Below are 11,077 nucleotides of genomic sequence, written 5' to 3' on the forward strand. Positions count from 1 at the left end.
AAAATACTCCCTTATATCCAGTGCCGTATGTACCTCGTCACTACCAAAGTCGATCGCCTTCCCCAAGACCATCAGCTTGTGATGGTGGATGGGACTGTACCCGATTGGGAAGCCAAACCCGGAGACCTGCATTGGGATCACCACCGTCCAGGGGGAGCCGATGTTCAGATGGACGAAATTCCTCTCCCCGAACACCAATCTTTTATCGAAGAGCATTCCACCGACCAGCCACCTTGCTTTGTCACCACAATGGTCGATGCCGATGCCTGCTGTGCGGCAGCCTGGGTGCAGCTACCACGTGAAGTTCTAACTTCCGATACGATCGCTAAATTCAAAGCGATCGCCTGGGACTGCGATCATTTAATGGTTCCGCCAGAGTTGAGCCAGCACGCTGAATTTGCTGCCAAAGCCGATGCTGCCCTCAAGAAATCAAGCGAAGGCATTGCAGCCGATTTAGGTTTGCCGCATGAGCGCAAAGACTGGACAGATAACCACTGGGAAGCCTATTCTTCAGAAGCCTTTCGACGAGGCACGGATTGGCTCATTGCAGCAGCAAAGGGGGATCGTCTTTATCCAGGTGAATGTGGCGAAGCCGATGATTACTGGCAGCAGATTGAGTCAGATGCCCAGATGTTAAAAGATGAGGAGCGTATCCAGTTTGTTGAAACCCAACGAGGCGCGATCGCCATTTGCGATGTCCGAGGGGTTGGGCATTCAGTAGATCCCCGATCCTTCTATCATGCAATCCAGTCACGCTCCCATTCGCTTCGCCCAGAGGCGATCACAATTCGCGATCATCGAGCAGGGGGCAACCAATACACCCTCGGCAGCATTCCTCTTCACCCAGACCAACACGCGCTCGACTTCACGCAAAGAGCATTCGATCGCCTGACTCAAGCAGAACAGGAAAAAGATTCTGAAGCAGGCACCTGGGGCGGACGGCGCACTGTGGGTGGTTCTCCCTGGAATACGCCTTCCCAGTTAACCATCGAAGAAATTGTTGCTCTATTAGATTGAGCCAACGTTCAGCAAAATTCTAGCCTTAACCTTGTGACCATCACAGATGAAATTACGATGGCTACTTTAGATCATCATTCTATCGATTCCCTTTTTCAAAGGCTAACCGAATTCTCTCCTCGTCACTTCCAAAAGCAAACGATCGCCGCCATTCTCTCATGGCAAAACATTCTCCTCCGTGCCCCCACCGGGGCAGGCAAAACCGAAACCGCGATCGCTCCCTTTCTCTTTGCCAAAGTCCTGAACATTGCCGAGTTTCCAAACAAACTCATCTACATTGTCCCACTCAGAACCCTGGCAACCAGCCTGCGCGACCGCGTTGAAAGATACGTGAGAACCTGGGAAAAACATTATCCCGCCAAACGTCCCTTAGCCGTGACGCTACAAACGGGTGAAAATCCAGAAGATCCTCGGTTTGAAGGCGATATTGTTTTCTGCACGATCGATCAACTCTTGAGCAGCTTTCTTGGCATTCCCTACTCGGTAGGGCGGGGTTCTGCCAACGTCAATGCCGGAGTTGTATTTGCGTCCTATTTGGTGTTTGATGAACTGCACTTACTTGATCCAGATCGCTCCTTTGCCACGACCCTGGAACTCCTGAAGCAGGTACAGGGAATTTCACCGTTTCTGTTGATGACGGCAACGCTGACAGAAGAACTCGCAGCCCAGCTTCAGCAAGAACTCCGATCGCGGATGCCCCTTCGCAGGCAGGATACTTCAGGCTCGCTTCACCTGATGAATGTGACAGGAGAAGATCTAAAAGCGATCGAAACCAGGCAGCGATATTTTGAACCGATCACCGCCCCCCTGAGGGCTTCAGCGATCCTGGAAGATATCCAAACCCATCAGCGAAAGCGAGCCATCGTCCTGTGCAATACAGTCGCTCAAGCACAGGGGCTTTTTCAGGACTTACGCGATTTAGTGAAGCATCAACCCATTCAAATCTCGCTGCTGCATTCCCGATTTCTACCGGACGATCGCAAACGGAAAGAAGAAGCCCTAAAACGCATTTTCGGCAAGGATGGCTATCAGCAGGACGATGGCAATTGCCATATTTTGATCTCAACGCAGGTGATCGAAGCCGGAATTGACATTACCTGTGAAGTCATGCACACCCTGCTTTGTCCCATGAATGCGCTCTTGCAGCGGGCAGGACGCTGTGCCAGATTTGCTAATCAAACGGGAATTGTGAAGGTGTATCGTGACGTGCAGACTGGTGAAGCATTTGCTGAGCTAACCTCCGCTGAAGACGATGACGAACAGCTTGCCCAGGTCGAGCAGCGATCAAAACGCAAGTTCCTACCGTATGAAGATCAAGTCTGTGAAGCAACCTGGAGTGTTTTACAGGAGCATTTCGAGTCACCGATGCGATCGAATCTGGTTGGGTTTGAAATTGAAGCCGCTTGGGTGAATCAAGTTCACGCCACCGGAGATCAGCAGCAGGCAAAAAAACGACAGGACAATCGCAAGGCATTTGACGATCAACTGCAAGAAGCAATCTTTTCAGGAGAGCGATCAGCAGCACAACATTTGATTCGCCATGTGGATAACCGCAGCATCTTCATGGTTGAAGAACAACCCATGATTGATCTCGATCTTCCTGAAGTTGATCTACGTGGGCTGGAACCCTTCTCGCTGCCCAGGACTACTCTGCTTAAAGTCTTTCGCGAATTCCAGGACAGCCATCCCCAGGACTGGATTTTCAAGGAAATTGTGCATCCGGAAAAGAGCGAAGGCTATAGCCTGCCTGTGGCAAGACCGATTGTGAATCAGGGTGCGATTACAGCCAGTATTCGTTTATTGGTAAATCCTCGGTATGCAGATTATGACGATGAACTCGGCTTACAAATTGGCGCGGAGGTGGAAGGCAATTATCTCTCCCAGGTAAAGCAGAACAAATCAAATAGCCAGGAATACCGCTACCGCATGGATACCTATGTGGGACATCTGGGACGAATTTGGACATGCTGGAACAAGCCTTTCCCCCTGAAAACTCCCCAGTATCAAAGTATGCGGGACGAGCAATTGCAAGCCGGTGGACGTTTTTTGCGCCGCAAGTTCTTCTCAAACGCCACACAACAGCAGGCAGAAGCACTGTTTGAACTGCTTATCTTTCTAGCGGTCATCACTCACGATTTGGGTAAACTTCAGCGTCAGTGGCAATCTGCCATGCAGGGCTGGCAGACAATAGCCCATCAATATTTCAAAGGGTCTGATCCGAAAGGTCAACTGATTGCACACACTGATTATGATCCTACCGATCGCGCACTTAGAGACCGTGAGGGGAGAACGCAAAAAGAAAGCCTGAAGACTTACGAAAAGCAAAACCCACGCCCCAATCACGCGATCGAAAGCGCATTTCTGGCAAATGAAATTCTGGAGGCTTGTCTGATTCCGGTTTTAGAAAACCTTTTTGAAGCAGAGGATGAGGTGATTAATTTATTCTGCAACGTGGTTGAAATGGCAGCAGGGCGGCATCACTCTGCCTGGACAGCGGGGTGGGATTCCGTGACGCTGTCCAGAATTCGCCACGATTCAACCCGTCGAGGCGAGCTGCATCTGCACGAAAAGGCAAACGAGGCGATCGCTCAAAGCTGGCAGCGACTCTTAGGGAAAGACCTTGCCCAAATCCTATCGCTTCCTGCCGACCCCCCTGTGCTTTCCCAACAGGTTTATGCGGTTGAAGAAATCCGGCTGGACTGTTTCAACCCTGACTATATGAAATATCAGCAGCTTTACTGGCTTGTGGTGCGGGGGCTGCGAATTTGTGATGGGCGATCGGTGCAAATTTAGAGGGAAACTCAGTTGGAAACAGCCTCTTCCAGATGTCCGTAAGATGTTTAGCAGTGATGGCAATGCTCTTCTATGACTCAAACGCTTCATGTTCCTAAGCGATATGGTAACTATGCCGATACGCTGCTGATGCTGGGACTGGCTCAACTCGTTGAACGGGTTCAGCGCGATCTGTACGGCTTAACAGCAGTGACGCTGATCGATCGCAGCACCCACTATGAATTGAAGCTGGCAAAAGACATTGCAGCAGAGGAAGCGGCAAATTTGTCGTTCTTCAACCTATTTCAGCCTGTGAAAGGGGCAAAAACTGATGTGAGTGGCATTCCACTCGATACGGATTTCTTTGACACTGTAAAGGAATCCCAGGAGCGATCGCGCTATCGGGAGTGGATGAGATTGCCCGCCAGCGAAAAGCAAAAGCTATCCGAAGCGGAGCAGCCTGAACCCGCGTTCGATCCGAGGACGCAAAATGGGGTCATTCTTACCGCTATGCGGCACGATCGCAACCACAATGCGCTGTGGTTATCTACCTTTGAGTTGGAGTCTGATTTCGGGGCACTGTTGGCAGCAATTCTAGAAGCCTTTGATGCAGATCAGACCACTGGCTCAAATGTGGCTCAGACGATCGCCCAATTATTCAAGAAGCGGTCGGGTAAAAGCCTGCCCAAACCTGCCAGTGCAGTGAAGGTGTTTCTGCCCACATCGGTTCAAGGGGTCAGCCGTTCCAAAGCAGACAGTAATCAGTTGGGCAGCAGCCAGACCGAAGAATGGGTCATTCTCTGGCTCATTGCCGCCGGGCTACTGGAATTTGGGGTATCAGAGCGTGTGAAAGTGGCTGAAAGCACTTATGATTGGCGGGTTGTAGCACTGGAACCGAAAGAAATTTCGCTCTTTGAATACAGCAAAGCCCTCAAAGCCCTGCGTCAAACCAATCCTCCCAGCGGTGGGTTTGGCATTGCCCGATTTGACGCAGAAATGGTGCTGAAGTTTTGTCAAACCCTTCTCGGTGTCCATCCTGCAACTGAGGTTACGACTCAGCCCCAGGGACGCAGGCGGCGGGGAATGGGAGCTTCACTTAAAACGATCGTGGGTGGATTCAGCGGTACGCACTTTAACTCAAAAGGACAGGTCTATGGAGTCAAAGAAGTCTTCAGCCTGGGCTTACCAGATTGGATTCGTCCCAGCAATAAAGCAGAAATCAATGAATATCAGGATTTGCTGCTTGAGCACTTAAGCGTTTTGCGATCGCTTTCGGCAGATGAGGGACACAGCGAGCTATTAGCAGCCTATCGAGATTTTCTTACCAGCAGCATCAACGATACCCTCAACCAATTCTTCCGGTTTCAAATTAGCTATGCCGACCACGTCACTAAGCAGTTTGCCAGCAGAAAAGCAAAATATCGTCCCCGACTCTTTTCCCAAGAAGGACTCAACATCATGACCGAAAGCATCAAAAAGGATTTAAAGCTCATTACCGAGAATCCAGGCTTCATTCGGATTGCCAGAGCAATTAATAGTTCCACTATCTATGCAGGAACCATTAAGGACAGGGACGGCAAAGAGCAGACTCTAGAGTGGGAGCGCGTATATGGCTTGGCACAGCGGTTGGGCAACTGCGCCGCATCCAAAACAGAATTTACGGCAGAACTCATGGCATTTCTCGCCCGCTATGAAGATGAGAATTTCCGGCTTCAGAGTCGTGGCAAGGAGGTGAAACGAATTTGGACCCGCAAAGAAGATCTCGATCAAGTGATTGCCCTGCTCGATCAGTTTCCTACAAGCCTGGTTGCAAACCTGCTCATTGCCTACGGCTTTGCCCGCTGGAGAAAGCCTCTACAGGATGAACCGCAAGATGCTCCTGTCGATACTGCTGAGAATGCACAGGAGAGCGACGAACTAACTTCAGAGAATGTGGCATAAGGAGAAATCAAACTATGAGTCAGACACAACAGTTTCCGGTCTACTCGATCGCCGTGAATGGTCAATTATCCTGGCAGCTTCATGCGCTGAATAACGAAGGCAATGAAGGCAACCAGTCCTTGACCCGTCGCTACTACATCATCGACAAAAATAACCCTGAGCCGCAGTATGTCAACGGTGTGTCCGGCGATATGCTGAAGCACATTCAAGCAGAGCATCTGCATCGGATTGCGATCGAGGGTGGTTTAAGCCTGTCGGAAGGTGGGAAAAGATTCAGCCCCGATCGCGTCGGCTACGACATTGAAGCGCAGAAAGAGACGTTTTTCACCAATCAAGAAAGCGATCTGACAACTCGTACCGATAAAGTCCTCAAGCTTTGCGCCATGAGTGATTTGGAGGGGTTTATGGTGACGGTGAAAGGTGGACAAACCCTGAAGCGGGAATCGGTAATCGAATTTGGAACTGTCGTGGGAGTGCCGACGCTGGTGAAGACTCAGAGCTATTTCCACGCCAAGTACGGCGAAGATAATCCGACTCCTTACAATGTGCAAATCAGTTCAGGACTCTATGCGGCGGTCTTAAACATTGAAGCCTTTCGCATTGGCTACAATCCTCACAGCTTTGGTTATGCGATCGAAAAAGCAGAATGCAAAAAACGCTTAGATGCCCTGCTGAAAAGCGTCCTGTACACCTTCCTCCAGCCCAATGGAGCAAAGCGCAATACCCACCTCCCTCACCCCGATGGCTTTACAGGCGTCATTACCGTCAGCACTAAACGCTGTCCTGCTCCAATGGTCAGCCCCCTCCAGCCGGACTTTGAACGGCAGATTGATAGTTTGGCGCAAACCCTGAATCGCTTGAACGGAGCAGAAACTATTCGCCTGTTCCCGTTTGACACTCTCGCTGAATTCGCTGAACAAATTGCCGTCCTGATCGACCAAGCACAGCCATGGGAGAGTAACAATGCCGAAGCGGGCGAGTAAACCGAAAAGCAGTGAGGCGATCGAATCAACCGATCAACCTCAGTGGCTCACTGTCACGTACCAGCCGGTGAGTCTGTTTTCCCTAAAGCGATCGGATGCGACCAGTATGGCGGCGCGATCGAATCTGGTACCGACTCCTTATGCTATTAAAATGGCACTTCTCAGGGTGTTGCTAGAGGAACAGGGCCGGCTTCATACCGAGGATTTTGACCGCTGGATCAAGCCGGAGTTTGCCTGGATTCGGGAGCTGCAAGTTTTTGTGCTGCCGCCAGAAAAGCTGGTTGTCAATCGCAACGGGTACAAGCTGCGCTACTACGACCAGACCACTGATAAAGCCGATCGAAGTCGCATCACAATGCCCCTTCAGGAAGGATTTGTCTTTCGAGAATGGGTACATTTGGAAGGCAATCTAAAGATTTGCACTGGACAAAGCGATCGTCTGCTGGAATTAGAAAAGCTTTTTTGCCAGATCAACTACTTCGGTAAGCGGGGGTGCTTTTTTCAATTTCTTCCAGACGAAACCCAAAAGACGGCTGAACCCCTTTTTCAATCCCAAGCCGGAAGAAGCTTTACAGTTCAACCCATGGATGACCTGGGGGCAAAAACCACCTTCAGTCGCATCAATCCCTTCTCGCCGGAGAAGGCTCAACTGGATAAAGATCGGGTGATTCAACCGGGATTCCTCCCCCTTCAACTGACTGCCACGAGTGCGCGCTATGACTTTTACACAAGATTCTGAATCAGAGATTGCTGGACTGAGTGTGGTGCTGCGGTCGAGCCATGCACCTCGTAAATTGCAACCGCTAACAGGCTGGTTGTCTGAATTTAATCCGGCTTTAAATTGGGTGCCGCTCAACCCCAGAAACGGGGTGACTCGCATTATGGCAGTTCTGCCAGAAGCTCAACCCTATCCAGAATTGATGCAAACGATCTGTCAGCAAATTGGCATGAGTCCCACAATCGAATGGCAGGGTCATCCCTACGACATGACCGGCATTGAAGTTGATTCACACTCGCTGCACGTCCTGCAAATTCCGATCGCTGCCAGTGAATCCCTACCACCTACGCTGGGGCGAGCGATTCATGCCCTCTGTTTAGATTGGATTGGCTTAGCCAATGAATCTCTTGCCACTCAGCTTCATCAAGCTGATTCCCTGCCCCTGACACTGACGATGCGATCGATCTCGGCAAAACAGATGGTGCTGCGGATCGGGCTACTGCAAAAAGATTTGCTAGCACCCTTGCTTTGGGGATTAAGCCAGCATCTCGGATCTGAGATTACCTTGACCGATATTCCCTGTCGCATTGGTAAAACCATTGAAATTTTGCAGACCAGCAGCTATGAAATGCTGTCGCAGGTTTCACCGCAGCGAATGATTGATCTCCAGTTTCTCACGCCGACCAGTTTTAAGCAGGGCAGAGCGATCCAGCCTTTCCCATTGCCCGATCTCGTCTTTGGTAGCCTGCTGCGCCGGTGGAATGCCTTCACACCCGTTGAACTACAATTTCCCCAGCAAGCGTGGAACGGCATCACCGCTGCCTATGAGTTAAAAACCTATGCAATGAAGATGAAAGGCGGTGCAGAAATTGGCGCACAAGGATGGGCAAGGTATGAATTTAGCAATGAGGCGCAAGCCCAAATTGCAACCGTACTGGCTCACTTTGCTCAATTTTCAGGCGTGGGACGCAAGACTGCGATGGGGATGGGGCTGACCAAACGAATGGAGCTATCCAAGCCGTCCGCTCAGCGGTCCGTAGGCTGAACCGCGATCGAACTTGCTGAGCAGTCGCATATCTGTTGCTCGTTTAGCCGCAACGACGATCGCTCTAAACACAATTCACTGTCCACTTTATGATCGAAGACTATTTGCCCCTGGCATATCTCAATGCCTGGGAATATTGTCCACGCCGCTTCTATTTTGAATATGTGTTAGGGGAGATGGAAGACAACGAGCATATTATCCTCGGTCGTCACCTGCATCGCAATATCAATGAAGAAGCCATCCTTCAAGAAGGAAATACCCGAATTCATCAGCAGCAGTGGGTTTGGAGCGATCGTCTGCAAGTCTCCGGCATTATCGATGCGGTTGAAGAGCGCGAAGGTCAGCTCATTCCAATTGAGTACAAAAAGGGAAAGATGGCAAAGCATCTCAATGATCACTTTCAGCTTTGTGGTGCAGCACTTTGTCTAGAGGAACGCACAGGACAGTCCATCGCTTACGGTGAAATCTTTTATCACACCAATCGCCGCAGGCAAAAAGTATTGTTCACAGCCCAACTCAGGCAGATGACCGAAGAGGCGATTGCGGCTGCGCATGTTGCTGATCAAAAGCCGATGCCTGCCCCAATCGATCACGCTAAAAAGTGTCAGGCTTGCAGTCTGCAAGGCATTTGCCTGCCGTTTGAAGTCAAGCATCTCAGGCAAACTCAGTAATTTATTCGTCTTTGGAAGATCAATGTCAATTCTCTACGTCACTCAACCCGATGCCGTCTTGAGCAAATCCCACGAAGCCTTTACCGTTGCCTTGAGGCAGGAGGATGGCAGTTGGCAAAAGAAAGCGATTCCGGCACAAACCGTCCAACAGGTCGTGCTGATGGGGAATCCGCAAGTCACTGGAGATGCCTTGATGTATGCGCTGGAACTGGGAATGTCGGTGCATTATCTTTCCAGCTTTGGGACATACCTCGGCAGTGCCCTCCCTGGCTCGTCCCGTAACGGACAACTGCGACTGGCACAATACGCCCTTTACCTCGATCGCGATCGGCGTTTGGATCTGGTCAAAGCGATCGTCACTGCTAAAATTCAGAACCAGTACACCGTTTTGTATCGGCATGGGCAAACGGAAAATCCTCTGAAGCAGCGAAAGAAGCAGGTCGAGCAGCAAACAACGCTGGACAAGGTGCGAGGCATTGAAGGCATGGCAGCCCGCGAATATTTTGCTCTCTGGCAAGCAATGGTAGGGGAGTCCTGGTCGTTTACAGGCAGAAATCGTCGTCCTCCCACTGATCCCGTCAATTCCCTGCTGAGTTTTGCCTACGGGCTATTGCGGGGTCAGGTTACGGCTGCAGCACACCTTGCCGGACTCGATCCTTACATCGGCTATTTGCACGAAGTGCATCACGGTCAGCCTGCACTGGTACTGGATTTGATGGAAGAATTCAGACCGCTGGTCGCAGATAACGTCGTACTTGCCGTACTAAACAATCGGGAGATTCAGCCCAAAGACTTTACCGAAAGTTTGGGAGCATACCGCTTGTCAGATGACGGACGCAAACGGTTCTTACAGGCATTTGAACGCAAGTTGATCAGTGAATTTACCCATCCGGTTTTCGACTACCGCTGTACCTATCGTCGGGCAATCGAGCTACAGGCGCGGTTGCTAAGTCGTCACTTGCAAGAAGGCATTTCTTACAAACCGCTCATTCTGCGATGACGACCCTTTTCTACCTGATCATTTACGATCTGCCCGATACCAAAGCTGCCAATAAGCGACGGACACGGTTACACAAAATGCTCTCTGGCTATGGGCAGTGGACACAGTACAGTGTGTTCGAGTGCTTCCTGACCGCACCCCAGTTCGCTAAACTGCAAACCCAGATTGAGACGATCGTGAAGCCGGATGAAGACTCCGTTCGAATCTATGTGCTGGACGCTGGAGCCGTGAAGCGTACCCTGACCTATGGTTCGGAAAAACCGCGCCAGGAAACAGCCATCATTCTTTGACGATCGGCTTGCCGCTGCGCGACGCGCCGTAGCGCGATGCGATCGCCCCTCTTCAACCCTGTTTGTGATCCAAAGCATTCCACTCTACCTGCGGCTACTATACGATAGAGGGGTAATTTTTTTCGCAAACCGAAGCGGGGTCAAAAACCCAGGGGGTTCGCGAAAATGGCTAGAACCTAGAAAATAGAATAGTTTTGAGTTTTTCCCTTCTACTGAAACTGGGAAATAAGTGCCATATTGAGCTTCAAAAAGTGCCCTTTTAGGGAGCTTTGCGAAAAGTGGCTCTAGAATCCAGATAGGATGGGCAATACAGGCTGCAGGGTCGCTAATATCTGAATCCCGGCAACGGGACTGAAACAAGTGCTGCCAGGCGTGATCCCGATGGGTCCGCCGGGTCGCTAATATCTGAATCCCGGCAACGGGACTGAAACGAGCCATAGCGTTTTCAGCAGAAGATAAAGTTTTTTGTCGCTAATATCTGAATCCCGGCAACGGGACTGAAACTTAAAGGTATTAAGAACGGACGGGAGTTTTCAAGCAGTGTCGCTAATATCTGAATCCCGGCAACGGGACTGAAACGTAAAAATGGGTTGACAGTAAGGTGCAAGAACGAGTAAGGTCGCTAATATCTGAATCCCGG

The 11,077-nt window shown here is 50.6% G+C and carries 9 protein-coding genes; all 9 read left to right on the forward strand.

The features are described 5' to 3' along the window. Positions 1 to 1,017 (forward strand): hypothetical protein (locus H6F80_RS21825; RefSeq protein WP_242067505.1); only part of this gene is annotated, 1,017 nt, incomplete at its 5' end. 57 nt (positions 1,018 to 1,074) lie between these two features. Next, positions 1,075 to 3,810 (forward strand): CRISPR-associated helicase Cas3', encoded by a 2,736-nt coding sequence (cas3, locus tag H6F80_RS21830; RefSeq protein ID WP_190793638.1) that lies wholly within the window; start codon positions 1,075 to 1,077, stop codon positions 3,808 to 3,810. A 72-nt stretch (positions 3,811 to 3,882) separates the two neighbouring features. Then, positions 3,883 to 5,730: a hypothetical protein gene (locus H6F80_RS21835; protein WP_190793639.1), complete on the forward strand. Its 1,848-nt coding sequence runs from the start codon at positions 3,883 to 3,885 to the stop codon at positions 5,728 to 5,730. 14 nt (positions 5,731 to 5,744) lie between these two features. Beyond that, positions 5,745 to 6,713, forward strand: a complete 969-nt coding sequence (locus H6F80_RS21840; protein WP_190793640.1) for a DevR family CRISPR-associated autoregulator — start codon at positions 5,745 to 5,747, stop codon at positions 6,711 to 6,713. Further along, positions 6,694 to 7,452, forward strand: coding sequence for a hypothetical protein (locus H6F80_RS21845; protein ID WP_190793641.1), 759 nt, complete (start codon positions 6,694 to 6,696; stop codon positions 7,450 to 7,452). Before H6F80_RS21840 ends, H6F80_RS21845 begins: the two co-directional genes overlap by 20 nt. Then, positions 7,430 to 8,476 carry a CRISPR system precrRNA processing endoribonuclease RAMP protein Cas6 gene (cas6, locus tag H6F80_RS21850; protein WP_190793642.1) on the forward strand — a complete coding sequence of 349 codons (1,047 nt, stop codon included), beginning with the start codon at positions 7,430 to 7,432 and terminating at the stop codon, positions 8,474 to 8,476. Before H6F80_RS21845 ends, cas6 begins: the two co-directional genes overlap by 23 nt. A gap of 89 nt (positions 8,477 to 8,565) precedes the next feature. Next, positions 8,566 to 9,147, forward strand: coding sequence for a CRISPR-associated protein Cas4 (gene cas4 / locus H6F80_RS21855; protein WP_190793643.1), 582 nt, complete (start codon positions 8,566 to 8,568; stop codon positions 9,145 to 9,147). Between the two features lie 22 nt (positions 9,148 to 9,169). Further along, positions 9,170 to 10,147, forward strand: a complete 978-nt coding sequence (cas1d, locus tag H6F80_RS21860; RefSeq protein WP_190793644.1) for a type I-D CRISPR-associated endonuclease Cas1d — start codon at positions 9,170 to 9,172, stop codon at positions 10,145 to 10,147. After that, positions 10,144 to 10,437: a CRISPR-associated endonuclease Cas2 gene (gene cas2, locus H6F80_RS21865; RefSeq protein ID WP_190793645.1), complete on the forward strand. Its 294-nt coding sequence runs from the start codon at positions 10,144 to 10,146 to the stop codon at positions 10,435 to 10,437. The genes cas1d and cas2 overlap by 4 nt, the downstream gene beginning before the upstream one ends. The last annotated feature ends 640 nt before the right edge of the window (positions 10,438 to 11,077 follow it).

The organism is Leptolyngbya sp. FACHB-711 (assembly GCF_014695615.1).
Taxonomy (GTDB): domain Bacteria; phylum Cyanobacteriota; class Cyanobacteriia; order Elainellales; family Elainellaceae; genus Leptolyngbya_A.

Excerpts from the sequence above, each read along its gene's own strand:
- cas3 (WP_190793638.1), top strand. The coding sequence starts at position 1,075 with ATGGCTACTTTAGATCATCATTCTATCGATTCCCTTTTTCAAAGGCTA.
- H6F80_RS21835 (WP_190793639.1), top strand. The coding sequence starts at position 3,883 with ATGACTCAAACGCTTCATGTTCCTAAGCGATATGGTAACTATGCCGAT.
- H6F80_RS21840 (WP_190793640.1), top strand. The coding sequence starts at position 5,745 with ATGAGTCAGACACAACAGTTTCCGGTCTACTCGATCGCCGTGAATGGT.
- H6F80_RS21845 (WP_190793641.1), top strand. The coding sequence starts at position 6,694 with ATGCCGAAGCGGGCGAGTAAACCGAAAAGCAGTGAGGCGATCGAATCA.
- cas6 (WP_190793642.1), top strand. The coding sequence starts at position 7,430 with ATGACTTTTACACAAGATTCTGAATCAGAGATTGCTGGACTGAGTGTG.
- cas4 (WP_190793643.1), top strand. The coding sequence starts at position 8,566 with ATGATCGAAGACTATTTGCCCCTGGCATATCTCAATGCCTGGGAATAT.
- cas1d (WP_190793644.1), top strand. The coding sequence starts at position 9,170 with ATGTCAATTCTCTACGTCACTCAACCCGATGCCGTCTTGAGCAAATCC.
- cas2 (WP_190793645.1), top strand. The coding sequence starts at position 10,144 with ATGACGACCCTTTTCTACCTGATCATTTACGATCTGCCCGATACCAAA.